The organism is Blautia argi, assembly GCF_003287895.1.
Classification (GTDB): domain Bacteria; phylum Bacillota; class Clostridia; order Lachnospirales; family Lachnospiraceae; genus Blautia; species Blautia argi.
The window spans coordinates 40,001-66,665 of the sequence record NZ_CP030280.1 but is presented as its reverse complement, the minus strand read 5'-3'; the positions used below and the strand labels follow the sequence as shown (position 1 = coordinate 66,665).

22 protein-coding genes and 1 pseudogene (1 of these 23 only partly in view) are annotated in these 26,665 nt (G+C 41.0%); 10 read left to right on the top strand and 13 right to left on the bottom strand.

Annotated features, from left to right (window positions below; all coding sequences use genetic code 11):
* Positions 1-125 precede the first annotated feature (125 nt).
* Positions 126-1,079 carry an alpha/beta fold hydrolase gene (locus DQQ01_RS00325; protein ID WP_111917739.1) on the top strand — a complete coding sequence of 318 codons (954 nt, stop codon included), beginning with the start codon at positions 126-128 and terminating at the stop codon, positions 1,077-1,079.
* Positions 1,080-1,252: 173 nt separating this feature from the next.
* On the opposite strand, the gene DQQ01_RS00320 is transcribed toward DQQ01_RS00325, so the two are convergent.
* The 12 genes and pseudogenes from DQQ01_RS00320 to rpmH form a co-directional block, all read right to left on the bottom strand.
* A complete protein-coding gene (locus DQQ01_RS00320; protein WP_111917738.1) occupies positions 1,253-2,797 on the bottom strand; it encodes a DUF4340 domain-containing protein in 1,545 nt (514 codons plus the stop codon).
* Position 2,798: 1 nt separating this feature from the next.
* The gene (locus DQQ01_RS00315) at positions 2,799-4,271 is read right to left on the bottom strand and encodes a GldG family protein (protein ID WP_111917737.1); all 1,473 of its coding nucleotides are present in this window, start codon (positions 4,269-4,271) and stop codon (positions 2,799-2,801) included.
* 33 nt (positions 4,272-4,304) lie between these two features.
* The gene (locus DQQ01_RS00310) at positions 4,305-5,168 is read right to left on the bottom strand and encodes an ABC transporter permease (protein WP_111917736.1); all 864 of its coding nucleotides are present in this window, start codon (positions 5,166-5,168) and stop codon (positions 4,305-4,307) included.
* Positions 5,169-5,171: 3 nt separating this feature from the next.
* Positions 5,172-6,245: an ABC transporter ATP-binding protein gene (locus tag DQQ01_RS00305; protein WP_111917735.1), complete on the bottom strand. Its 1,074-nt coding sequence runs from the start codon at positions 6,243-6,245 to the stop codon at positions 5,172-5,174.
* A gap of 319 nt (positions 6,246-6,564) precedes the next feature.
* Positions 6,565-7,287 carry a 16S rRNA (guanine(527)-N(7))-methyltransferase RsmG gene (rsmG, locus tag DQQ01_RS00300; protein ID WP_111917734.1) on the bottom strand — a complete coding sequence of 241 codons (723 nt, stop codon included), beginning with the start codon at positions 7,285-7,287 and terminating at the stop codon, positions 6,565-6,567.
* 13 nt (positions 7,288-7,300) lie between these two features.
* A pseudogene (gene mnmG / locus DQQ01_RS00295) lies at positions 7,301-9,170 on the bottom strand (tRNA uridine-5-carboxymethylaminomethyl(34) synthesis enzyme MnmG).
* Between the two features lie 62 nt (positions 9,171-9,232).
* Positions 9,233-10,606, bottom strand: a complete 1,374-nt coding sequence (gene mnmE / locus DQQ01_RS00290) for a tRNA uridine-5-carboxymethylaminomethyl(34) synthesis GTPase MnmE (RefSeq protein WP_111917733.1) — start codon at positions 10,604-10,606, stop codon at positions 9,233-9,235.
* A 95-nt stretch (positions 10,607-10,701) separates the two neighbouring features.
* Positions 10,702-11,538, bottom strand: coding sequence for an RNA-binding cell elongation regulator Jag/EloR (gene jag / locus DQQ01_RS00285; RefSeq protein ID WP_111917732.1), 837 nt, complete (start codon positions 11,536-11,538; stop codon positions 10,702-10,704).
* Positions 11,539-11,555: 17 nt separating this feature from the next.
* Positions 11,556-12,833 (bottom strand): YidC/Oxa1 family membrane protein insertase, encoded by a 1,278-nt coding sequence (locus DQQ01_RS00280; RefSeq protein WP_308779017.1) that lies wholly within the window; start codon positions 12,831-12,833, stop codon positions 11,556-11,558.
* A 74-nt stretch (positions 12,834-12,907) separates the two neighbouring features.
* Positions 12,908-13,117, bottom strand: coding sequence for a membrane protein insertion efficiency factor YidD (yidD, locus tag DQQ01_RS00275; RefSeq protein ID WP_111917731.1), 210 nt, complete (start codon positions 13,115-13,117; stop codon positions 12,908-12,910).
* Positions 13,089-13,460, bottom strand: a complete 372-nt coding sequence (gene rnpA, locus DQQ01_RS00270) for a ribonuclease P protein component (RefSeq protein WP_111917730.1) — start codon at positions 13,458-13,460, stop codon at positions 13,089-13,091. Before rnpA ends, yidD begins: the two co-directional genes overlap by 29 nt.
* 50 nt (positions 13,461-13,510) lie before the next feature.
* Positions 13,511-13,645, bottom strand: coding sequence for a 50S ribosomal protein L34 (rpmH, locus tag DQQ01_RS00265; protein ID WP_003021823.1), 135 nt, complete (start codon positions 13,643-13,645; stop codon positions 13,511-13,513).
* Between the two features lie 760 nt (positions 13,646-14,405).
* On the opposite strand from rpmH, the gene dnaA reads away from it, so the two are divergent.
* The 8 genes from dnaA to DQQ01_RS00225 all read left to right on the top strand — a co-directional run bounded on the left by dnaA (position 14,406) and on the right by DQQ01_RS00225 (position 24,411).
* Positions 14,406-15,764: a chromosomal replication initiator protein DnaA gene (gene dnaA, locus DQQ01_RS00260; protein ID WP_111917729.1), complete on the top strand. Its 1,359-nt coding sequence runs from the start codon at positions 14,406-14,408 to the stop codon at positions 15,762-15,764.
* 278 nt (positions 15,765-16,042) lie between these two features.
* Entirely contained in the window at positions 16,043-17,155 is a 1,113-nt protein-coding gene (dnaN, locus tag DQQ01_RS00255; RefSeq protein ID WP_111917728.1) for a DNA polymerase III subunit beta, read from the top strand.
* 8 nt (positions 17,156-17,163) lie between these two features.
* A complete protein-coding gene (locus DQQ01_RS00250) occupies positions 17,164-17,373 on the top strand; it encodes an RNA-binding S4 domain-containing protein (protein WP_111917727.1) in 210 nt (69 codons plus the stop codon).
* A 21-nt stretch (positions 17,374-17,394) separates the two neighbouring features.
* The gene (gene recF, locus DQQ01_RS00245; RefSeq protein ID WP_111917726.1) at positions 17,395-18,477 is read left to right on the top strand and encodes a DNA replication/repair protein RecF; all 1,083 of its coding nucleotides are present in this window, start codon (positions 17,395-17,397) and stop codon (positions 18,475-18,477) included.
* A 43-nt stretch (positions 18,478-18,520) separates the two neighbouring features.
* On the top strand, positions 18,521-20,446 hold the full coding sequence (gene gyrB / locus DQQ01_RS00240; protein ID WP_111917725.1) for a DNA topoisomerase (ATP-hydrolyzing) subunit B: 1,926 nt from the start codon (positions 18,521-18,523) through the stop codon (positions 20,444-20,446).
* A 27-nt stretch (positions 20,447-20,473) separates the two neighbouring features.
* Positions 20,474-23,002 carry a DNA gyrase subunit A gene (gene gyrA, locus DQQ01_RS00235; RefSeq protein WP_111917724.1) on the top strand — a complete coding sequence of 843 codons (2,529 nt, stop codon included), beginning with the start codon at positions 20,474-20,476 and terminating at the stop codon, positions 23,000-23,002.
* A 39-nt stretch (positions 23,003-23,041) separates the two neighbouring features.
* Positions 23,042-23,638, top strand: a complete 597-nt coding sequence (locus DQQ01_RS00230) for a hypothetical protein (protein WP_111917723.1) — start codon at positions 23,042-23,044, stop codon at positions 23,636-23,638.
* Between the two features lie 56 nt (positions 23,639-23,694).
* Positions 23,695-24,411, top strand: coding sequence for a lysophospholipid acyltransferase family protein (locus tag DQQ01_RS00225; protein WP_111917722.1), 717 nt, complete (start codon positions 23,695-23,697; stop codon positions 24,409-24,411).
* A gap of 127 nt (positions 24,412-24,538) precedes the next feature.
* On the opposite strand, the gene DQQ01_RS00220 is transcribed toward DQQ01_RS00225, so the two are convergent.
* On the bottom strand, positions 24,539-25,351 hold the full coding sequence (locus DQQ01_RS00220; protein WP_111917721.1) for a helix-turn-helix domain-containing protein: 813 nt from the start codon (positions 25,349-25,351) through the stop codon (positions 24,539-24,541).
* Positions 25,352-25,463: 112 nt separating this feature from the next.
* Here DQQ01_RS00220 and DQQ01_RS00215 point away from each other — a divergent pair, with 112 nt between their 5' ends.
* A protein-coding gene (locus DQQ01_RS00215) for a beta-galactosidase, LacZ type (RefSeq protein WP_111917720.1) crosses the window boundary here: on the top strand, positions 25,464-26,665 show its 5' portion. The gene runs 1,831 nt beyond the window's last position; the window shows 1,202 of its 3,033 coding nt (coding positions 1-1,202); the start codon lies at positions 25,464-25,466; its stop codon lies beyond the right edge, outside the window.

Genomic DNA, 26,665 nt, shown 5'->3' with positions numbered 1-26,665 from the left:
TGAAACATTCTTTTTCTTCCACAAGCTATTTAAACACTTTTTGAACAGTGCCATTTTTTCTTGTATATTCTATTTGAATGTTTTATAATATTTATATATATTCTTTTTAGGAGGTGTACATTTTCATGAGGAAAAACAAGCATAAGTTGCTAACTATAAGCATTCTTTTCACCTTAGCAACAGGCGTCATTTATGTAATCAATCGTATTATTTTCGCTACAGCAGCACTTAAAAATCTGTTGCATTCTTCTGCGAAAAATTTCTATAACTGGCGTTTCGGTAATATTTATTATCAAAAGAAGGGAAGCGGTTCTCCACTCCTTTTAATTCATGATTTAACGGTTTATAGTTCTGCTTATGAGTGGAATCAGGTGATAGATGAACTGGCAAAACAGCATACCGTATATGCTGTTGATTTACTTGGATGCGGACGTTCAGAAAAGCCAAAAATTACTTATACAAATTATTTATATGTTCAGCTTGTATGCGATTTTATCAAAAATGTAATTCATGAGAAAACAGATATTGCTGTCTGCGGTTACTCAGCTTCCTTTGTACTACTTGCCTGCCACAGTGAACCGGATTTGTTTGGTAAATTACTTCTGATAAATCCTCCTGCACCGGCAAGCTTGAATAAAGCCCCTGGCAAACGTAGCAAGCTTTATAAGTTTTTATTGGAAATACCTGTATTTGGCACCCTGATATACAATATGAAAAGCAGTCAAAGCAACGTACAACTTTTATTTACTGAAAAATACCTGTACAATCCTTTCCATATTACGCCAGAACTGATTGATACCTACTATGAAGCAGCCCACAAGGATTTTGGTCACTCCAAATTCTTACTTTCCAGCATTTGTGGGCTCTATACAAATAACAGCATTACCCATGCTTTGAAAAATATTAACCAAAGCATTGTAATTCTCACAGGAGAAGCAGAACCCGATGGAGAAGAAATTGCACATACCTATACAGAATTAAATCCTGCAGTAGAAACCTGCACATTGAAACGAGCTAAACATCTGCCACAGTTAGAAACTTCCGAAGATTTTTTAGAAACTTTAAACATCTACCTTTAATTTTTATTTATGAGAAAGAGGAGAGTGTTTCACGTGAAACATTCTCCTCTTTCTCACCTACATGTTTAAAATCTCCTTGTACCTTTTCTCCTTTATTTCCATTCTATGCCAATGTTTCACATGAAACATTTTTACTTATAGTTTTCTTCATCTGTCTAACATCTCATTTATTGCTATTCTTTCCCTTTCTCCCATTTTTTTATCATAGAATCAAAGGAATCTAGCATTTCTTTTACTTTCATTTTATTAACCAGAGTTTCGTTTCCCTTCGTATCTTTTTCCAGATAGAAATTTGTGTCATAAGGATAATATTCAACTGTATTCTGAATACCTCCCTCTTTTTCAAAAGTAATCATCATCTCCGGCGTACCCTGGACCTGAGCATTCTTTATCTGTTCCTGCCATTCCATAGAAGTAACTGTGCTAAAAAAGGTTGTAAAAAGATTTTTATCAATTTCTTTATCGTTTAGATAATATTTTGTTTCTGTTTCCGGCTCTGCGTCCTCTTCCTCACTGTTTTTTCCTTTGGGACTCTTCTCCTTTTCTACCTCTTTTTTCACAGCCGCATACGTCTGCTCATTTCTCACAAAAGTCACCTTATCCAGGTCAGCAAAGGAATAGTCTGACACCAGACTGCTCACCAGTTCTTCCGGATTTATATTGAGCATGCTCTCTACAGTACTTTGCAATAGCGTATATACATACTTACCGTCCTGTAACTTCGCATAATAATTTCCTTCTGTGTCCTGCTTTCCAATAAGAAAGACCACTTGCTTATCCACCGTTACTTCTTTTACAGCCTCTGTTTCTCCCTGAGCATGCTCATCTTTTTCTGAACCATTTTCTCCAGAGTCGGCTTTCTCATCTTCCTCCGTATCTTTCACTTTCTCTTCAGGAACACTTTCTGTCACCTGATAATCAATAGTAACTTTTGTTGGATTATCCAGTCCATACTCCGCCAGATTATCTGTGTCATAGGCAACAAAATCATTCCATGCTACAGTGGAATACTGATTCATATATTCTCCTGTCTTAGAACTATCTGCTGCAATTATCCTACCGTCACTGTCTTTATAGCTCCAACCTGTTTCCGAGGATTTCTCTTCTCCCAAAGTCTGTGTTTCATTATTACGGTTTATTTCTACCTTTTTTACGGAAGAAGCCGCAATCGATGGTATTTCTTCCTTTTCCGCCAAATCTGTAAGCTTCACTTCCAATCCGGTTTTCACGGAAGAATCTACCAGATAAACTTTGTGGCTTCCACTTTTGCTCATATAGCAGCCTGACACAGCGTCATTGATATCGCCAAATTTTAACTCTGTTTCTTTTCCTTCTATATCTGTTACAGTCACCTGTATTTCCGGATTATCTAATCCATAATCTGCTAAATTTTCTGTATTTTCCAATTCTCTCACTGCTGATATAGAAGTCAGATTGGATACTACATTCTGAATCTGTGACTCACTAAGGGGGAAGTTCTCATCTTCTGTGTAAGTCCATTTATCCTCTTTACGAGAAAAATGATAGCTCTCCTTGCCATTTTCTATGGAAAGCTCTGAAATATCCTCTGCTTTTATCTCAAATGCTGTTTTTGTATCCGCCTCTGTTGATGCAGACTGGTCTTCCTCCGGCGCTGCTGCCCGCAGCGCCAGATAAACACCTATGAGAAGAACCAGAACAACAATGGCTGCCAGAAGCCCTTTTTTCTGTTTTTTCATATTACTGTTTTCTCCTCTTTATCCAAATTCCAAAACCAACAAGCAAAATACATACCGGAATCACACCTGTGACAAAAATACTCCAGAAATTAATGTCTGCTGTAGATACCATAAGTCTGGTGGTATCATAAGTTTTTACCGGAATGGAAATCGGATTGCTGTTCTCTTTGCTGCAAAGCCAGGAAATAACTGCTGACATTAATTCATAGTTCGCCCCTGAAACCATGGCATTCATACTGTCGTTAAACAACGCCGCTGATGCAAAGTAAGCAATCTGCGTTTCCTTTTCCTCTCCTACGCTTTCCTGAATAGATACCGCCAAATCAAAGGGACCGGATATATCTCCTTCTTCCTTTTCCATAGTCTGCATTTCTTCCAGATTTGTCTTGGAATATGCACTGTCAGAGGTTGTGAGAAGGCTGGTGATTTCCAGTGTATCTCTCATATTCTCTGTCTGTCGAATCCCCTGGGCTAAAGGCATAAGCACATATCTGCTCTTAGAGGAAAGCTCAGAAGTAATTTCTCCGCTTTCTACATTCGGAAGAAGATAATAGGGATTCTGAGAAACATAATTATCTGTATTTCCTTCCACTACAATTCCATCTACAGGCTGAACGCCGTAATTTTCCAGAACCGCTTCAAAATTAGGCATCTCCTTGTCTGTATAATTAGATACAACCAAAGCCTTTCCGCCATTTTCCAAATACTCAATAACCTTATCTGCTTCTTCTTTTGTAAAATCTGTGGCAGGTGCAAAAATAAACAGACATGCAGTATCCTCAGGTACTGCTTCCTCTGACAGCAGATTCAGACTCTTCATCTGGATATTTGCCTTTTCCACAATTTCCTTCATGGTTTCACTCATAGAAGCCTCTTCATGCCCTTCCAGCGTATACAAAATCGGCATATCCTCAGACACTACATAGTTAATTGCACTGGTAAGCTGACCCTCTCCATCAAACCCGGTTACTTCCTGGGAATAAGTCTGGTAATTAATAGAAGTTTCGTACATGGAATTATAGTCTACAACCTTGCTTTTCTCTCCACAGACCACAATGATACTGTTGTTGCTGATTGACTCAGAAGTATACTGAGCAGCAAACTGTGGATAAACTGCAGGATCCTTCTGTTCTACCTTTACATGCTTGCTTCCCTCTTCATACTTTTCCAACAGCTTTTCTATATCACTGCTCTCGGAACCGTCCTGGGCAATATAATACAGCTCCACGTCCTTTTTCAGACTTTTTAAAAGCTTTTCTGTCTGCTCTCCAATAGTGTAGAGTTTCTGGCTGCTCAGGTCAATTTCTCTGTATTTTGAAGGAATTTCCTGTACTACCAGATTCAGAACTACAACAATTGCAATCACCACAGCCGTCACTGCCATGCTGTATGCCCCATGCTTTAGAATCTTTTTATTTTGCGTTTTCTGTTCCTTATGCTTTCTCATCATTTCTTTCACATTTATTTTCTTCATATCTGCATTTCCTTTCCTCAAAATAAGCTCGCTTTAACTCCAACGCCGTTTTTGTATACACTGAACAGTCAGAAATACAAAAATACAGATAACGGAAAGCATATAGAAAATACCCGTAATATCTAAAACACCACCCACAAAGCTGTCAAACTGATTGGCAATTGCCAGAAGCCCTAAAACCTTCTGAATCAATCCGGAATAAATTTCCGGCTTTATAAAATATATAAGCACCACACTGGCGCCCAGTATCACACTGACACCTACAGACAGACTAAGGGTTTTTGTCATCTGATAAAGCACCACGCCCAGCAAAATTGCCAGAAGAAGAAACGCTACCATAGAGGTTATGGCAGTATCCGAAAAAAAGCTTTCAATTCCGTCCATCATAAAACTGCAAAACAACACGCCAAAGGTCAGAACCGCCGCAATGACCTGACTCTCTGTCACGGAAGACAAAAACATTCCCACTGCAATCTGCGCGCAGCCCAGGAAGAAGAAGCCCAGAAGGGCTGTATACGCCATGGCATAAGAAACCGTACCGTATTTCCCCATAATAAGAGGATAAAGACCGACAATTGCCACAGGAATCAAATACATGGTCACCATACTCAGATATTTCCCCATAACCACTTTCCATACAGGAACCGGAGCCGTCCAAAGAAGCTGGTCGGTTTTATTTTTCTTCTCCTCTGCCAGAATCTTCATGGTCAGAATCGGCGTGATAATGAGAAAAATAAAGGTTACAGAATTTAAAGTCATACCAAAATCAGGACTTGCAAACTGCAGGTTATACGCAGTAAAATAAATACCCGATATCAGCAAAACAAACGCCACAAACACATAGCCAATCATCGAGGTCAGATATCCTCTCAATTCCTTTTTATAAACTGCCAGCATCTCTTACTCTTCCTCCTCTTCTCCGCTCTCAGCAGTATTTTCATTTATTAAAGCTTCCTCTGATTCTTCTTTTGCCTCCTGCTGCAAAAGCTCTTCCTCATTGTCAGCTTCAAAAACAGAATCCTCTTCCAACACAGAACGCCCCGCATTATCTGTTAATTTCAGGAAGACCTCCTCCAGACTCATATTGCTGGATTGCATTTTCAGAATCGGACATTTGGCTTCAGCCAGGGCAAAGAAGATATTTTCCCGCATGTCCTGTTCTCCTGTAATCTTTACCGTGAAATCACAGGCATCTTTTACTATGGACTGGTGATAAACAAGTTCCTCTATGTTCTCCACCATATCTAAGGCTTTCCGGATAACCTCTTCCTTTCCCTTTACCGTAATCTCCAGCGCATTTGCCCCTGACATCACCCTACTGAGATTCTCAGGCGAATCACTTGCAACCAGCCTTCCCTTATCTATAATCAGCACATGATCACACACAGCGCTTACCTCAGAAAGAATATGGGAACTTAAAATTACGGTATGCCTGTTTCCCAGACTTTTAATCAAATCTCTGATTTCAATAATCTGTTTTGGATCCAGACCTACCGTAGGCTCGTCTAAAATAATAATTTCCGGGTATCCTAAAAGCGCCTGTGCCAGTCCTACTCTCTGCCTGTAACCCTTAGAAAGATTTTTAATTAATCTGTTTTTTACACTGTCCAGTTTTGTAGTTGACATAACTTCTTTAATATTCTCTGCCCTTTTACTTTTGGGAATTCCCTTTAATTCTGCTGCAAATCTCAAATATTCCAGAACAGTCATATCTACATACAAAGGCGGAATTTCCGGCAAATATCCGATTTTCTTCTTTGCCACCTCCGGTTCTTCTAATATATTGTGTCCATCAATGAGAATTTCACCTTCTGTAGATGCAATATACCCGGTAATCATATTCATAGTCGTAGATTTTCCCGCACCATTCGGTCCAAGAAAGCCGTAAATTTTCCCTTTCTCAATGGTAAAATTCAAATGATTTACCGCCATATGGTTGCCATATTTTTTTACCAGATTTCTTACCTCAACCAAAATTTTCCCTCCTTTAATTATGTACAGAGCTGTAACAGCCCCTGATTTATTTATTCTATGGGAAATTTGTGATAAAAATTAGACGAGAATGTGTTTTTTCTGTGAAATGGAGAAGTTATACTTGCAGCATCTTTCTTTTTTGCTGCTCTATGCTCCCAAAAAACTTTTCCGGCTGTTTTTTGAGCATATGAAAGGATTGAGCATGCTCATCTTTAGTGAAAACAAGCATGCTCAATCGTTTTACTTTACATAAAATAGAGTTTGCGCAAATTTATATAGCTTTCACGCAAACGTTTGTCTATTTTCGTAAATACACTTTTTACAATATTGGTTCCCTGGTTGGTGTTCCTGCTTTTCTCGGATACTTTTTAGGCGTATTCTTTTCCTTTTTAATCACAAGCAGAGTTCTCTCCATATCCGTACCGCAAAGCCGGAAATCCACTATCTTCTGCAGCTTTCCTCCCATAACGGCAATGGCTTTCTTTGCCTCTGCAAGCTCCTCTGACGCCTTTTCTGCCTTATAGGACACAAATACTCCGCCTGGTCTTACATAAGGCATACAATACTCGCACAGGGACGCCAGACGGGATACTGCCCTTGACACGCTCAAATCATACTGCTCTCTGTACTCCGGCTTTTTCGCTGCGTCCTCCGCTCTTCCATGAACGGTTTCAATTTTTTCAAGCCCCAGTTGGCTGATAACTTCATTTAAGAAGTTCAGCCTTTTATTCAGAGAATCCAAAAGCGTCACCTTCAGATGAGGAAAGGCAATTTTTAACGGAATCCCCGGAAACCCTGCACCGGTTCCTACATCTATGCAGGACTGTATTTTATTTATATCCAAACCCTTTGCAATGGACAGACTGTCTGCAAAATGCTTTACCAAAACCTCCTCAAATTCCGTAATTCCGGTGAGATTCATCACCTTATTCCACTCTACAAGAAGCTCATAATACTGTATAAACTGCTGCTCCTGCTTTTCACTCAGGCTGATTCTGTATTCCTCACAAGCCTGCCTAAGAAGGGTTAAATCATAACTCATGACATGCTCTCCTTTATCTGTTTCGTCTGTAGGTTTCCATATACACCAAAAGCACAGAAATATCTGCCGGGGATACCCCTGCAATACGGGACGCCTGTCCTACGGACACAGGGCGGTATTCCTTTAATTTCTGCTTTGCTTCAATACGCAGACCGCTGATTGCATCATAATCCATATCCTGAGGCAGCTTCTTTGTTTCCAGCTTTTTAAAGCCTTCTACCTGCTTTAACTGGCGCTTAATGTAACCATCATACTTAATGTTAATGTTTACCTGTTCTCTCACATCTTCCGGCAATTCCGGTCTTTTTTTATCAAATGGCGCTACAATATCATAGCTCAGTTCCGGTCTTCGGATTAAATCTGCAAGGGAAATCCCGTTTTTTAGCGGTGTGCTTCCGTATTTTTCCAAAAGTTCCTGTACCTCTTTTACGGCGCCTACATGCACATGCTCCATGCGCTCTGCTTCTTCTGCGATTTTTTCCTTTTTCCACTGAATATAATCATACTGCTCCTGTGATACCAGTCCCACCTGATATCCCTTTTCCCGAAGCCTCAGGTCTGCATTATCCTGACGAAGCAGCAAACGGTATTCTGCACGGCTGGTCATCATACGGTATGGCTCATGATTCTCCTTTGTGACCAAATCATCAATCAACACACCGATATAGGACTCGGAACGATCCAGTATCATCTGCTCTTTTCCAAGCACCTCCATAGCGGCATTAATACCTGCCACAAGTCCCTGAGCTGCTGCTTCCTCATAACCTGAACTTCCGTTGAACTGACCTCCGGAAAACAGTCCCTTTATGTTCTTAAACTCCAGTGTGGGATAAAGCTGTCTGGCATTGATACAATCATATTCAATCGCGTAGGCATTCCGCACGATTTTTACATGCTCAAGTCCCGGAACAGAGCGGTACATTTCATACTGCACGTCTTCGGGAAGAGAGCTGGACATGCCTCCCACATACATTTCATTGGTATAGCGTCCTTCCGGTTCAATGAATACCTGATGTCTGTTTTTATCCGCAAATTTTACCACCTTATCCTCAATAGACGGACAGTATCTTGGGCCTGTCCCTTCTATCATGCCGGAATACAGAGGCGAACGGTCCAGGTTGCTTCGGATAATCTCATGAGTTTTCTCATTGGTATAGGTAAGCCAACAGGATTCCTGCTCAATCTGCACGTCCTCCGGGTTTGTGGAAAAGGAAAACGGAACCACCTTTTCATCTCCAAACTGCTCCTCCATTTTAGAAAAATCCACGCTTCTTCTGTCAATTCTCGCCGGGGTTCCTGTCTTAAAGCGGAACATTTCCACACCCAGCTTTTTCAGAGAATCTGTAAGATAATTGGCTGCCTGAAGTATAATTGCTCACGTCACCATAAATACACCTTGCCTTTAAGTAAGTACCTGTACAAAGTACCACAGCTTTTGTATGGTATTCGGCGCCGGAATAAGTCTTCACGCCCTTTACTTTTCCATCTTCTGCCAGAATTTCGGTAACCTCCGCCTGGCGGATTGTAAGATGCTCTGTATTTTCCAGAGTTTTCCTCATCTCTCTTGTATATTCCTGCTTGTCTGCCTGAGCACGAAGGGAATGTACGGCAGGACCTTTGGATACATTCAGCATTTTAGACTGAATAAAGGTTTTATCAATATTTTTTCCCATTTCACCGCCCAGAGCATCAATTTCCCTAACCAGATGTCCTTTGGACGTACCGCCGATATTGGGGTTGCAGGGCATCAGTGCAATGCTGTCCACACTGACAGTAAACATAATGGTTTCAAGTCCCAGTCTGGCACATGCCAGAGCTGCCTCGCAACCTGCGTGTCCGGCTCCCACAATGGCAATATCATATTTTTCTTCTAATACACTCATTTCTGTTTTCTCCTGTTTTATCAACAATCTCTCATGATTTCCGGTGAATTATCCACATTTTTTTATTTGCCTGTGCAAAACTTTGAGAAAATTTCATTCACCAAATCCTCTCCCACGGATTCTCCGATAATACTTCCCAACGCCTCATACGCATTCATCAAATCTATGGAAAAAAAATCCTCCGGCATCTGCATTTCAATGCTGTTTTTTACCAGTTCCAGACTTTTTTCAGCCTCATCCAAGGCTGCCTTATGGCGTACATTTGTAATATAAATCTCATCATTAAAGGATAGCTCTCCCTCAAAAAACAGCTTTTTAATCTGCTGCTCCAGCAAGTCAATTCCCTCTTCTTCTCTTGCTGAAATGGTTACAATGGGGTGGTCTGTCTTTTTCCTTAAGTCCTCTTCTGTCACTACCTGCTGCAAATCTGCTTTATTCAAAATGACAATGGCTCGTTTGTCCTGCAAAATCCCCATAATTTCTTCATCATTTTCATCTAATGGCACAGAAGAATCCACCACATACAGAATTAAATCCGCGTCCTTTGCAGACTCAACCGCTTTTTTGACACCGATTTTTTCCACCACGTCCTCTGTACTGCGGATTCCCGCAGTATCAAGCATACGAAGGGAAATGCCATGAAGCACAATGGTTTCCTCCAGAACGTCCCTGGTGGTACCTGCAATATCTGTGACAATGGCGCGCTCCTCGCCTACCAACGTATTTAAAAGAGAAGATTTTCCTGCATTGGGTTTTCCCACAATCACGGTTTTAATTCCCTCTTTCATCAGCTTTCCTTCTCTCACGGTCTGTAAAAGCCCTTCCAGCTTCAAAAGCAGATTGTCCACCTCTTTTTTCAGCTCTTCTCCGTAACCATCTATACTGATGTGTTCCGGATCGTCCAGGGCGGATTCGATATAGGCAATCTGATAAATAATCCGTTCTCTGATTTCTTTAATCACCCTTTGAATATTTCCCCTTAACTGTCCCAGAGAACTTTTCAGAGCATACTCATTTTGTGCGTTAATGATATCGATAACCGCCTCTGCCTGAGATAAATCCATTCTGCCGTTTAAGAACGCCCTTTTTGAAAATTCTCCCGGCTCTGCCGGTCTTGCCCCATATTTGACCACAGTTTCCAGCACTCTTTTCATGGCAAGTACACCGCCGTGACAATCAATCTCTACCGTATCTTCTCCTGTATAGCTTCTGGGTCCGTCCATTACCATAATCAGAACTTCATCTATGGTTTCCTTTCCATCACAGATAAAACCATAATTTATGGTATGGGAAGGCACTTCTTCGATTCGCTTTTTTCCGTTTTTGGAACAATATATTTTTCCCACAATTTTGCGGCTGTCCGGACCGCTGATTCGGATAATGCCGATTCCTGATGCAGTCATGGCAGTGGCTACTGCGGCTATGGTGTCTGTCATAAAATCCCTCCTTTAAAAAGAAAAGGCAAAAGCGCAGGGAGATACCCTTGTTATTCGCGCTTTCACCTAGAATAATTATGTTTTACCTTATGCTGTTATCTGTTTTTTAACTTTACTACCACATGACGGTAAGGTTCATTTCCTTCACTGTAGGTTTCCACATAGCGGTTGCCCTGCAGAGCAGAATGAATGATTCTTCTTTCATATGGGTTCATAGGTTCTAAAGATACTGTTTTTCTGGTTTTTCTTACTTTGTAAGCAATACTTCTTGCCAGATTTTCCAGTGTTTCTTTTCTTCTGTTTCTGTAGTCCTCTGTATCCAGCTTTACACGGATATAGCCTTGTCTGCCTTTATTTACCACCAGGCTTGTAAGGTACTGGAGAGAATCCAGTGTCTGTCCTCTCTTACCAATGAGGATTCCCATATCTTGTCCTACAAATTCAATGTCCAGATTTCCTTCCGGCTCTTTGTACTGAATCTTGATTTCTACAGGAAGCTCCATGGCTTTAAATACTCCTGTAAGGAATTTCTCAGCTTCTGCTTTAATTTCTGCAATTTCTTCTTCACTTCTTACCACTGCTTTTCTTTCTTCCCGTACACGCTCGTTTTCCCTTACCGGTACGTCTTCTTTTTCAGCAGTTTCCTTGTACACCTCATGCTTCGGCTCTTTTACAGGCGCACTTTTGACTTCCTTCTTCTCTTCTCTGGCTTTTACCGGGGTTTCTTTTTTTACAGGTATTTCTTCAGAAACATCTGCTGCTTTTTTTCTTTTTACCTTAATAATCGCCGGCTTTGCACCAAATCCCAAAAATCCGGTCTTTCCCTCAGAAACAACCTGAATTTCCAGATTTTCACTGGAGGTTTCAAATTCAAGACTTGCCTTTGTAATCGCTTCGTCTACCGTTTTTGCCGAAAACTCTTTGAATTCCATTCTTTTTCCCCCTTACCTTATTTCTTTTTTCCTTTGTGCTCCTCATCAAACCGCGCCACCATATTTGCCTTGGATGCCAGGCTTCCCGGCTTTGTCTTAGGCACTGCTGTGCTGTAGCCTGATGTATTTTTTACAGAATTGCTCTTTTCTGCAATAGTCTTTCTCTTTGGTTCTTCAATATTGCGGACACTCATCTTTGCCTGCTGGCTGATATTCTGGGTTGTAACCCCTCTCTTTGCCCGCTTCTTGTCCATCTTTTCTTTATTTTTACGAATAAATTCGTCCATATCCATGTTATTCAGACGTCTGTTGATAATCAGCTGCTGAACGCTTCGGATAACCGCACCGATAATCCAGTAGATACCAATACCAACCGGGAATGTGAAACAGATAAATGCTGTAAATAAAGGCATAATCATGTTCATGCTCTTCATGGTTGCTTCCATGGTAGAAGAGCCTCCGTTTCCGTTGTTGGCAGGATTGCTTTCTGTCTGAATCAGCTTCATATTCAGCACCTGTGTTGCCCATGCCAGAACCGGAATTAAGATAGCTGCAATAATCAGCAGATAGCTGTGTGAACTCCAACCGGACTGAATCAGCGCCCATGGATTATCTGCGATATTCAGACCTAAGAAATTCTGCATAGGGTGCAGTGTATCTGCAGCCTGATTTAACACATCTGCAAATCCCTGGAATTTGTTTACATCAGCAAGCTGATCCCACTGTGACGGGGACAGCGCATACAAAAAGTCTACGACCTGATTATCTGTCAGAGTTCCCTCCGTAGGCAGATAGGCATTTGTAATTTTGTGCTGCTGTACAAAATTCAGGATAATCTGAGAATATCCCTTTACATCAGTAATATGTGCAACAGCAGAATCAAATACTCCTCTGATTCCACTGATATATCCCGGAATCTTAATAATAACCTGATACAAAGCAAAGAAAATCGGCATCTGAATTAACATCTGCAGACAGCTTCCTGTAGGAGATACCCCATATTTTTCGTAAATGGCCATGGTTTCTTCCTGCATTTTCATCTGTGATGCCTGATCTTTTTTTCCTCTGTATTTTTTCTGAATCTTCTGCAATTCAGGGGACATAACAGCATTCATTTTTGCAAATTTCTGCTGTCTGATCTGAAGTGGAGTCATAAACGCATAGATAATCAGTGTAAAGATAATGATACACAGACCCAGGTTATGGACTCCAATGCTATAAATGCCGTTCATAAGCCAGCCCAGCACTTCCGCTACCCAGTTTACAATCGGCATGGTACTCTTAGTCAGTAACACACCCAAAACAGTTTCCTCCTTCTGTTTTTGTCACCCTCCTGTTTTTCTCAACCGATAAACCTTCTGTTTTCCTTTTACGGTACCGGGTCATATCCACCCTTTGAAAAAGGATTACATCTTAAAATTCTCCATACTGCCATAAGCCCTCCTTTAAGAGCGCCGTATTTCTCGATTGCCTCCAACCCGTACTGAGAGCAGGTAGGTATATAGGGGCAGCGTGTGCTTTTAAGCGGTGACAAATATTTCTGATACCCTTTAATCAAGACGATTAATATTTTTTTCATTCTCTTCACTTCTCATTATTTTGTGGAGTTTTCCCAAATGCAGCAAGGCACTTTCCAACGCATGAAATCCCTGCTCCTTTCCACTTACTCTTACAATAACTACTATATCATATCCGCAGCAAAATTTTTCTTCATTAAGGCGATAACTTTCTCTTATCAATCTGGTCAAATGATGTCTTACTATACTGTTTCCCACTTTTTTGCTTACTGATATCCCAAGTCTGTTACGCTGCAGTTGGTTTTCCTTAATGTACATAACCAGATAACGATTGGCAAATGATGTTCCCTTTTTGTAAACCAACTGAAAATCTCTGTTCTTTTTTAATGATTCCGAATATTTCATATACTCTATCCTTTACCGCAAAGAGAAGAAAAGACCACATGTCTGCGGTCTTATGCTGATAATTTTTTTCTTCCTTTTGCTCTTCTGGCAGCTAAAACTTTTCTTCCGCCAGCACTGCTCATTCTAGCTCTGAATCCGTGAACTTTGGAACGCTGTCTTTTCTTTGGCTGAAATGTCATTTTCATATTCAAGGCACCTCCCTTATATTATATGGACATCTTTCCGATAAATATTTAATTCAGATGTCACTTCTAGCTATGCATGATAGAAAACATCATTTCAATTATATTCATAAAGTCGGTATTCGTCAAGACTTTCTTTCTATTTCTGCGGTTTTTCTGGCATTTTTTCTGTTTCTTTTTCCCTCTGCATAGTTGTCCACATAGTTCCACACACTTTCCACATTCTTTTTTGGATTTTTCCCTTTAACTAATTTTATCCATATTCTTATACACACACTTATTCACATTTTTTCAGTTGACGTAACTTTATCCACAAATTGTGGATAACATGTGGATAACTTCCCCTATATATTCACATTCTTCTACCTTCAATTTCTAAAAGCCCTTATTTTTCAACGGTTTTCGACATGTGGATTCTGTTTTTTACATTATACACATTTTTCACATCACTGTTTTTCCACCTTCTTTTCTTTTTAGACAATCCTCATTATCCACATATTTTAATCCACAAATAAACAAGCCCACATTTTGTCAAATTTTTCACATTTTCAAAACTATTTCTTCCTATAATAATGGAGTTTCTACACTTATCCACATACCCACACGGATTTTCTCTTCAACTTTTCATTGATAAAAACGGTTTTTTATTATATTATATAGATAATAATACTTTTTTTTGCCTATGATTGAATGAAGTAATCCGTCAATCATATATTTTTTGTGTTTGAAAACCGGCATAGAATACGATTTAGGAGAATTAAAAATGCACATAATTCAGGAAAAATGGTCAGAGATTCTAAACATGATTAAGGTAGAACATGACGTATCCGACATTTCTTTTTCCACCTGGCTTAAGCCCTTAAAGGTCTATAAGGTAGAGGGAAATGTGGTTACTATCAACATTAATAACCAAAATATTGCTTTGGATTATATTAATAAGAAGTATCTCCTTCCTTTAAAAGTAGCCATTGCGGAGGCTACCGGGGAAAATTTTGAGATTTCCTTTATTCTGCCTGACGAAATTGAAGAGGAAATTAAGGAAAAAGCGGTGGCAAGCCCTATTGACCATAACGAAAACATTGCAAAAGCCAATTTAAATCCCCGCTATACCTTCGACACCTTTGTAGTCGGAAATAATAACAAAATGGCACATGCTGCTTCTGTTGCCGTAGCAGAATCTCCGGGTGAATCCTATAACCCACTGTTTATCTACGGAGGTGTAGGTCTTGGAAAAACCCACTTGATGCACTCCATTGCCCACTATGTTTTGCAGCAGAATTCCAATGCAAAGGTGCTGTATGTTACCAGTGAATATTTTACCAATGAGCTGATTGAATCTATCCGTAACGGCAATAATTCTACCATGTCTAAGTTCCGTGAAAAATACCGGAACATTGATGTGCTGCTTATTGATGATATCCAGTTCATTATAGGAAAGGAATCCACACAGGAAGAATTTTTCCATACTTTTAATGCCCTGCACGGCGCAAAAAAACAGATTATCATCTCCTCAGATAAACCGCCAAAGGACATGGAAATTTTAGAGGATCGTCTTCGTTCCCGGTTTGAATGGGGCTTAATTGTAGATATTTCCTCTCCGGACTATGAAACCAGAATGGCAATTTTGAGAAAAAAAGAGGAATTAGACGGCTATCAGATAGATGATGCAGTCATTGAGTACATTGCCAAGAATATAAAATCCAATATTCGTGAGCTTGAGGGTGCTTTAAATAAAATCATGGCATACGCAAATCTGGAAAAAAGCGAAATCAATCTGCCTTTAGCGGAAAAGGTATTAAAAGATATTATTTCTCCGAATCAGAAACGTATCGTTACCCCGGAACTCATCATTGATATTGTAGCAGAACACTTTGACTTATCTCCTGCTGACCTCACCGGAAACAAGAGGAACTCAAAGATTGTTTTCCCACGGCAGATTGTCATGTATCTGTGCCGCCATATGACAGAAGTTACACTGAAAAATATCGGCAAGGTTCTCGGTGGCAGGGATCACACTACCATTATGAATGGGATCAATAAAATTGAGGCAGAACTGGAAACCTCTGAATCCACAAAAGAAATCATTGATATTTTACAGAAAAAAATAAACCCCTCAAAGTAGCATGAAATTTATCCACAATGTAAAGTGAATACTATGTGAATTATATGTGGACAACTCTGTTGAAAAATTTTGCGGTTTTTTACCCACATTTCTATCAACAGCATTTATACATGAACTTCAACATGAACCCACAAAGTTATCCATACTCTTGAAGCCCGTATTTTCACGGGTTTCGGAACTTATTCACATATTCACAGCCCCTACGGCGATTACTACGGATTTGTTATTCATTTATTTATATATTTACCCACTTCACACAGAAAGGAAGTTATTCACACATGAAAATTATTTGCCCAAAATCTGAACTTCAAAAAAGTGTCAGTATTGTCATGAAAGCCGTACCTTCTAAAACGACTATGCCGATTCTGGAGTGTATCTTAATTGATGCAGCAACCAATGATATTAAATTAACGGCAAATGATATGGAACTTGCCATTGAAACCCGTGTTCAGGGACTGGTGATTGAAAAAGGTGTTCTGGCTCTGGACGCAAAAATCTTTTCCGATATTGTCCGCAAACTTCCGGATAATGATGTTACTATTGAAACAGATGAAAAACTGAATGCAACCATTACCTGTGAAAAAGCAAAATTTAATATTCCCGGAAAATCAGGAGAAGATTTTTCTTATTTACCTTTAATAGAAAAAGAAGGCTGCATACGGGTTTCACAGTTTACTTTAAAAGAAATTATTCGTCAGACGATCTTTTCCATTGCAGTAAATGAAAACAATAAGCTGATGACAGGAGAGCTTTTCCAGATTGAAAATAATATGTTAAGAGTAATTTCTCTGGATGGACACCGTATTTCCATTCGAAAAATTGGCTTACAGGAAGAATGTGAAGACCGTAAAGTGGTTGTTCCCGGAAAAACTCTGAACGAAATCAGCAAGATTTTATCCGGTGAACTGGAAGATATGGTAGATATTTATCTTTCTTCTAATCACATTTTGTTTGAATTTGATGACACAAAGGTGGTGTCCCGTCTGATTGAAGGAGAATACTTCAAAGTAGACCAGATGCTTTCCAGTGATTATGAAACAAAGGTAAAAATTAATAAAAGAGAGCTTTTAGACTGTATTGACCGTGCGACTCTGTTTGTAAAAGAAGGGGATAAAAAGCCTATTATTATCAACATTCAGGACGGCCAGATGGAACTGCAGATTGATTCTCAGATTGGTTCCATGAAGGAAGAAATTGATATTGAAAAAGAGGGAAAAGACATTATGATTGGCTTTAATCCCAAGTTTTTAATCGATGCACTGAAGGTTATAGATGATGAAGAGGTAAGTATTTATTTGATGAATGCCAAGGCGCCTTGCTTTATCCGCGACGATAATCAGCAGTACATCTATCTGATTCTTCCGGTTAATTTCAATGCAGTAAGCAGATAGGAGAAGCTATGGAAACCATTAAATTACGCGATGAATTTATTAAATTAGGTCAGGCTTTAAAAGCCGCAAACCTGGTACAGGACGGGGTTGAAGCTAAATATGTCATTCAGGACGGAGAAGTTCTGGTAAACGGAGAGGTGGATACCAGAAGAGGACGTAAGCTGTATGAGGGAGATGTCCTTTCTTATCAGGGACAGGAAGTGAAAATCATAAAATAGTCGGAAGCAGTAGGGTGATTTATGTATATTGAATCCATAGAGTTGAAAAATTACAGGAATTATGAAACCCTGTCGCTGAAGCTTGATGAAGGGACAAACATTTTCTACGGGGATAATGCCCAGGGAAAAACCAATATTCTGGAAGCTGCCTATCTGTGCGGAACTACAAAGTCCCACAGAGGCAGCAAGGACAGAGATTTAATAAAATTTGATTCAGATGAAGCCCATATTCGTATGTTTGTGAAAAAAAACGGGATTTCCCGGAAAATTGACATGCATTTAAAAAAGACAAAGGCAAAGGGAATTGCAATAGACGGGATTCCGATAAAAAAGGCCGGAGAGCTTTTCGGAATTGTAAACATGGTTTTTTTCTCACCTGAAGATTTGAATATTATTAAAAACGGTCCGGGCGAACGACGGAGATTCATGGATTTGGAATTATGTCAACTTAATAAGCTGTATTTGTCCAATCTTTCCAGTTATAACCGTATTTTGAATCAGAGAAACAAGCTGTTAAAGGATATTTCTTTTAATCCTTCTCTTATGTCAACCTTAGAGGTGTGGGATGAGCAGCTTGCAGTCTACGGAAGCGCTGTGATTGAGGGGAGAATGGGCTTTATTGAAGAAATGAACGGCATTATTGAGGAAATACATAGCAATATTACCGGCGGAAAAGAAAAAATCGAACTGATTTATGAGCCAAGTACAGACCGCGGACAGTTTCTGGAGGAGCTTTCCCGAAACAGGGAAAAGGACTGCCGTTTCAAAATGACGTCCACAGGGCCCCACAGAGATGATTTATGCGTCAGGATAAACGGCATGGATATCCGCAAGTATGGCTCCCAGGGGCAGCAGAGAACCGCGGCGCTTTCTCTGAAGCTGTCTGAAATCTATATGGTAAAACGCAGCATTCAGGATATGCCCATCCTGCTTCTGGACGATGTATTGTCTGAGCTGGATTCCAACAGGCAGAATTATCTTCTGAACAGCATCAGTCAGGTACAGACTATGATAACCTGTACAGGGCTTGATGATTTTATTGACAGGAGATTTCACATAAATAAGATATTTAAAGTGGTTGAGGGAAATGTATATTGCCCGTAAACCGTCAAATCACCGGTGAATACCGGAAAACAGGAGGAATTGCATGAGTACAGAAATAAATACAGAATACGGCGCAGACCAGATTCAGATTCTGGAAGGTCTGGAAGCCGTAAGAAAAAGACCAGGTATGTATATCGGCAGCACATCTTCAAGAGGACTTCATCATCTGGTCTATGAAATTGTAGATAATGCAGTAGACGAGGCTTTGGCAGGTTATTGTGATACCATTGAGGTATCTGTAAATGAAGATAACTCTATTACCGTTATTGATAACGGAAGGGGGATTCCGGTAGGAATCAACCATAAAGCAGGGATTCCGGCTGTTGAAGTGGTATTCACCATTCTTCATGCAGGAGGCAAATTTGGCGGCGGGGGATACAAAGTATCCGGCGGTCTTCACGGCGTAGGCGCCTCTGTCGTAAATGCGCTCTCTACCTGGCTTGAGGTTACGATTTACAAGGAGGGTAAGGTATACAGACAGCGCTATGAGCGGGGAAAGACTATGTACAGCCTGAAGATTGTAGGAGAATGTGACATGGAAAAAACAGGAACCATGGTTACTTTCCTGCCTGACCCGGAAATTTTTGAGGAAACTGTTTTTGATTTTGGAACCTTGAAGCATCGCTTCCGCGAAATTGCCTTTTTGACAAAAGGGCTGAAAATTGTGGCAAAGGATAAGAGGGAAGAAGAGGAGAAGGAAGTAGTCTTCCATTATGAGGGCGGTATTAAGGAATTTGTGCAATATTTAAACCGCAGTGCAACACCTTTGTACGAAGATATTATGTACTTTGAGGGAAGCAGGGACGGCGTTATGGTAGAGGTTGCCATGCAGCACAATGACGCCTATACAGAGAATACCTACGGCTTTGTAAACAACATTACCACACCGGAAGGCGGAACCCATATCATGGGCTTTCGAAATGCCATTACAAAGACGTTTAATGATTATGCAAGAAAGAACAAGCTGTTAAAGGAAAGTGAGCAAAATCTTTCTGGAGAAGATATCCGTGAAGGTCTGACTGCCATTATCAGCGTGAAAATAGAAGACCCGCAGTTTGAGGGACAGACCAAGCAGAAACTTGGAAACAGTGAAGCCAGAGGCGCTGTGGACAATGTGGTAAGTAGCCAGTTGGAAATTTATCTGGAGCAGAACCCTGCTGTGGCAAAGATTATTGTGGAGAAATCTATTTTGTCCCAGAGAGCCAGAGATGCAGCGAGAAAAGCCAGAGAGCTGACCCGTAGAAAGTCTGCCCTGGAGGGTATGTCCCTTCCTGGAAAGCTGGCAGACTGCGTGGACAAGGATCCGAGTAAGTGTGAAATTTACATTGTAGAGGGTGATTCCGCGGGAGGTTCCGCTAAGACGGCCAGAAGTCGTGCGACACAGGCAATTCTTCCCCTTCGAGGTAAGATTCTGAACGTGGAGAAAGCCCGCCTTGACAAGATTTACGCCAATGCAGAGATTAAAGCCATGATTACAGCGTTTGGAACTGGTATCCATGAGGATTTTGATATTTCCAAGCTTCGTTATCACAAGATTATTATTATGACCGATGCCGATGTAGACGGCGCACACATTGCTACACTGCTTCTGACCTTCCTGTATCGCTTTATGCCGGAACTGATTAAGCAGGGCTATGTGTATCTGGCAAAACCGCCTCTTTTCAAGCTGGAAAAGAACCGTAAGACTTATTATGCTTATACAGAAAAAGAGCAGGCAGACATTCTGGCTGAAATCGGTCTGGAGGGCTGCAGTATTCAGCGTTACAAAGGACTGGGAGAAATGGACGCAGAACAGCTCTGGGAAACCACTATGGACCCGGAAAGACGTATTCTCATGCGTGTTGTCATGGACGAGGACTCTACCTCTGAGCTGGATCTGACCTTTACAACCCTTATGGGAGATAAGGTAGAGCCAAGACGTGAATTTATTGAAGAAAACGCCAAGTATGCCAAGAATCTTGATATCTGATACCCGCAACAAATAAGGAGAAGCTAAATGGAAGAAAATATTTTTGACAAAGTTCAGGAAGTAGATTTACAGAAGAAAATGGAGGAATCCTATATTGAATACGCTATGAGCGTTATTGCGTCCCGCGCCCTTCCTGACGTTCGAGATGGTTTGAAGCCGGTGCAGAGAAGGATTCTCTATTCCATGATAGAATTGAATAACGGACCGGATAAGCCTCATAGAAAATGCGCCCGTATCGTTGGTGATACCATGGGTAAATATCACCCTCATGGTGACAGCTCGATTTACGGAGCTCTGGTAAATATGGCGCAGGACTGGTCTACCCGTTATCCGTTAGTAGACGGACATGGGAATTTTGGTTCCGTAGACGGGGACGGCGCTGCTGCTATGCGTTACACAGAGGCGCGTCTGAGTAAGATTTCCATGGAAATGCTGGCAGATATTAATAAAAATACCATTGATTTTGCACCAAACTTTGATGGGACAGAAAAAGAGCCTACTGTGCTTCCTTCCAGATATCCAAACCTTCTGGTAAACGGAACCTCCGGTATTGCAGTTGGTATGGCGGCAAATATTCCTCCTCACAACCTGCGGGAGGTTATTCAGGCAGTGGTGAAAATCATTGATAACCAGATTGAAGAGGAAAGAGAAACTGAGATTGAGGAGATTCTCTCTATTGTCAAGGGACCGGATTTCCCAACAGGGGCTACTATTCTGGGAACCAGAGGCATTGAGGAGGCTTACCGTACAGGCCGCGGTAAAATCAGAGTGCGCGCGGTAACAGATATTGAAACCATGCCAAACGGAAAGAGCCAGATTATTGTTACAGAGTTGCCGTACATGGTAAATAAGGCCAGATTGATTGAAAAAATTGCAGAACTGGTGAGAGATAAGAAAATTGACGGCATTACAGATATTAACGACCACTCAAACCGGGAAGGTATGCGTATCTGTATTACACTGAGAAGAGATGCAAATGCCAATGTAATTTTAAACCAGCTTTACAAGCACACCCAGATGCAGGATACTTTTGGTGTGATTATGCTGGCACTGGTAGGCAATACACCGAAGGTTATGAGCCTTCTGGAAATGCTGAAGCACTATCTGGCGCATCAGGAAGAGGTTGTAACCAGAAGAACACAGTATGACTTAAATAAGGCAGAAGCAAGAGCACATATTGTATCCGGTCTTTTAAAGGCTCTGGACGTTATTGATGAGGTTATCCGTATTATCCGCGGGTCAAAGACCAGGGTGGAAGCAAAGGAAACCCTTATGGAAACCTTTGGTTTTTCTGACGTACAGGCTCAGGAAATTGTAAATATGCGTCTTTATCAGCTTACCGGTATGGAGAGAGAACGTCTGGAAAAGGAATTTAATGATCTGCAGATTAAAATCAGAGAGTTAAAGGCAATTCTGGAAGACAGACACCTGCTGCTTCGCGTTATCCGTGAGGAAATCCTTGCCATTGCAGAGAAATACGGCGATGACAGAAGAACTGCCATTGGATACGATGAATTTGATATTTCCATGGAGGATTTGATTCCAAGAGAAAACACTGTGATTGCTATGACAAAGCTGGGTTATATCAAGCGTATGACCGTAGATAATTTCCGCAGTCAGAACAGAGGCGGCAAGGGAATCAAGGGTATGTCCACTATTGACGATGACTATATAGAAGAACTTCTTATGACCACAACCCATCATTTCCTCATGTTTTTTACTAATATGGGAAGGGTGTACAGAATTAAGGCATACGAAATCCCGGAGGCAAGCCGTACTGCAAGGGGAACAGCTATTATCAACCTTCTGCAGTTACAGCCGGACGAAAAAATTACAGCTGTGATTCCAATTCGAGAATTTAAGAAGGGCAGCTATCTCTTCATGGCAACCAGAAACGGTCTGGTGAAAAAGACGCCGATTGAGGATTATGCAAATGTGAGAAAAACAGGTCTTGCAGCTATTTCTCTTCGGGAAGATGATGAGCTGATTGAAGTGAAATTTACAGATAACAAAAAGGATATTATCCTGGTAACAAAATTTGGACAGTGCATTTGCTTTAATGAAAATGATGTTAGAAGTACAGGAAGAGTTTCCATGGGTGTGCGCGGTATTAATCTCATGGAAGAAGATGAGGTTATCGGCATGCAGCTCACCTGCCAGGGAGATTATCTGTTGATTGTATCTGAGAATGGGCTTGGAAAGAGAACCTCTATAGGAGAATTTACACGTCAGAACCGTGGCGGTAAGGGTGTAAAATGTTACAAAATTACAGAAAAAACAGGAAATGTCATTGGCGTTAAGGCTGTAAACAGCGGCAATGAAATTATGATGATTACTACAGAGGGAATTATTATCCGTCTGGAATGCGACAGTATTTCTATTCTCGGCAGAATTACTTCCGGCGTGAAGCTTATGGATTTGAAGGACAATATCACCGTTGCAAGTATTGCAAAGGTAAGGGATAAGGAAGAAGAGTCTGAGAAGGAAATACTACAGGAGGCAGCCGGGGAAATATCTGCAGAAGAGGCAGAAGGGGAAACAACAGAGCAGGAGTAAGCGGCTTAAAGGCCTGAGGAAAGTTAGGAGAGTATACAGATGAGAAAAATAAGAGGGAAGGTATTATGTGCAGTTCTGTGTGCAGTATTCTTGCTCACAGGCTGCAGTACAAAGGTCAGTCATAAGACTCCGGAGGCTGTGGTAAAATCTCTTATCAGTGCATATCAGAATCAGGACGAAAAAGCAGTCAAAAAGTGTTTTGGATTTGACCCGGATAAAAAAACAGACAGTGCAGTGAAAAAAGAAATAAACTATAACATGAAATATTTTGAAGCCCATGCGGCAAAAGATGTGAAGTTTGAAAAAGCGGATATTCTTGGTAGTTTTGAAAAGAGAGATCTTGTGTATGTGTGGTACAACTACGAGGTAGAGCTTAAAAAAGAAACCCAGGAGGTACCTGCCCTTGCCTTTTATTTTGTACAGGAAAAGGACAAGGATTACTTTGTAGTTCCTGCAAAGGACGTGACTGATAAGATGAGCAAGGCGTCCAGAGAAGCATACAAAAAGTTTGTAAAGACAGAGGAATACAGGGAATACGAACAGCAGTATGAAACCTTTATCCGCAAGAATCCAAAATACGAAAACAGTCTGCAGAATAAGTTCAAGGAAGTATCCGGTAAAGCAAAGAATAAATAATCCTTGTATGGCATTGCTGAAGCGTTTATTTGCTGTACCAGGCAGAGGAGAAGACAGTGAAAAGAATATTACTCATGGTGGCATACAACATTTTGCTGGTGCCTGTTATGTGGTTTAAATTGTGCTATTACGCAAAGCATACGGAAAAATATACAGAAGAAGAACGGTACAAAATGCTTCGTTTCATTGACCGGCGCGCGATTAAGGGAGGGCGTATTGTCATTGATATTCACGGGCAGGAAAATATTCCCGAAAAGGACGGATTTATGTTTTTTCCAAATCATCAGGGACTGTTTGATGTACTTGCCATTATGCAGGCGTGTCCCAGACCTTTTTCCGTGGTTATGAAAAAAGAGGTGCAGAATATTCCTTTTCTGAAGCAGGTTTTTGCCTGTATGAAGGCATATGCCATTGACCGGGAGGACGTAAGACAGTCTATGAAGGTCATTCAGCAGGTAGCAAAGGAAGTGGAGTCCGGGCGCAATTATCTGATTTTCCCAGAGGGAACCAGAACGAAAAATCCTAATGCTGTTCACGAGTTTAAGGGAGGCAGCTTTAAAAGCGCCACAAAGGCCAAATGCCCCATTGTGCCAGTGGCGCTGATTGATTCCTATAAGTCTTTTGATACCAAATCCATTGAGAAGATTAAGGTGCAGGTACATATTTTAAAGCCAATGCTTTATGAGGAATATAAGGACATGAAGACTGTAGAGATTGCTGCAGAGGTGAAGCAGCGTATTGAACATGTCATTCAGGAATATGAGGGAAAATAAAAGAAGATTGAAGTAAAAAGGCTGTTGCATGATACACATATCATTCTGGAGTGCGTATCATGTGACAGCCTTTTAAAAAAGATTCCGCTGATATGACTTAATCCAGGCGGAAAATATTGTCTGCAATTTATCCATTGGTTCTGCGGAACTCTCCGGGCGTAAGTCCTGATGCTTTCTTAAACATGGCAATAAAGTGGCTGGTGTCGGAAAAGCCTGTGCGAATGGCGATTTCCTGTATTTCCAGGCTGCTTTCCACAAGTAGAAGCTCTTTTGCCTTGTTAATCCGGTAGGTGGTGAGATATTCATAAGCAGAACAGCCCAGAAAGCGGCGAAACAGCCGAGATAAATACTGGGGGGTCACATATACCCTGCTGCTCAACTCCTGTATGGTGAGTTCAGCGGCATAGTCTGCATCAATCTGTTTCAGAACAGGTTCGACATAGCGCTTATAAAGCGTTTCTTTTTCCAAATCATTTCCATATCCCCCGTTTACAAAGTGCATGAGAAGACTGTAACAGTCTACAGAGAGCGCCTTTGTTCCGGCGGGCAAATGCGCGTATGCGCCGGCAATTCGTACGATTTCTCTGTGCAGCAGGCTTCCCAGTTCCTTGTCTACAGGGATTATGGGGCGATTGTTTAAAAGCGTTCCGATACTGCCTTCCAGTGTTCCGGTAAGAGAGAAAAAGCAGGTGCGCCATTCCTCTTTTGAGGCGCTTTCATAGGAGTGAGGCAAAAAAGGAGCCATCAGCAGCCCTTCGCCGGGATTCAGGGTACGACAGGTTCCCTGAATTTTGATTTTTCCTGCGCCCTGTTCTGTCTGCAGGTAATGAAAATGGGGATATCCCTTTGGACGGCTCATGGGATCCTGATACCAGTCATATCCAATGGAATCAAAGAGAAAGGGCTGTTTTACAGGTGTATTTCTAAAGTAAATAGGCATGAGAATCTCCTGTTTCAAAATGTTATATTATTTAGCTAAACATATCATACAACAAAGGTTTTATCAATGGTAAAATAGGGGCATAGTTCAGTACGATGAAGGAGGATATAAAATGAACCGATTTGATTATTCCATGGTAAAAAATCCTGAATATTTTAAAGATAACTGTATGAAGGCACATTCTGCCCATAAATATTATGCGTCTTTAGAAGCTATGCAGCAGAACGAGGAGAGCTTTAAATACAGCTTAAACGGATTATGGAAATTTCATTATGCAAAAAACTATGAAAGCACGGTGCGGGGATTTGAAAAAGAGGACTATTGCTGTCTGTCCTGGGACGATATCCGTGTACCGGCGCATATCCAGATGGAAGGCTATGATGTTCCACAGTATGCCAATGTGCAGTATCCATGGGAGGGAAGAGAGGACATTAAACCAGGAGAAATTCCGACTCATTTCAATCCCGTAGCAAGTTATGTAAAATATTTTGAAGTTCCGGAGCATATGCAGGGGAAAAAGCTTTACATTTCCTTCCAGGGTGCAGAAAGCGGTCTGGCTCTCTGGCTGAACGGTTCTTTCGTAGGATATAGTGAGGACAGTTTTACCCCTTCAGAGTTTGATTTAACTCCTTTTGTGAAGGAAGGAAGAAATAAACTGGCAGTTCAGGTATTTAAGTGGACCAGCAGCAGCTGGTGCGAGGACCAGGACTTTTTCCGCTTCTCCGGTATTTACAGAGATGTGTATTTATTTACCGTTCCGGACATACATGTGCAGGATTTAAGAATTCGCACATTTTTAGACGATACTTATACAAAGGCAGATTTAGAGGTGAAATTACAGGCTTCTGCAGCAGGAAGAGTACGCCTGAGCCTGTCAAAAAACGGTGAAAAGGTACAGACCCTGGAAGAAAATCTGGAACAGGACACGCTGCTTCACATGGACGTGGACACACCGGAGCTTTGGAGTGCAGAAACACCGGTGCTTTATGATTTGCTTTTTGAGGTGTTTAATAACGAAGGAGAATTAGAAGAGGTTATTCCACAGAAGGTTGGTTTCAGACGTTTTGAGATGAAGGGCAATCTGATGACCTTAAATGGAAAACGTGTTGTCTTTAAAGGAGTAAACCGCCATGAATTTAACTCCGTTACAGGACGTTATGCAAAAAGAGAAGATGTCTTAAAAGACATTGTAACCATGAAACAGAATAACATCAACGCAATCCGTACCAGCCATTATCCCAATGATACTATGGTATATGAGCTGTGCGACGAATACGGACTTTACATGATTGCAGAAAACAATCTGGAATCTCA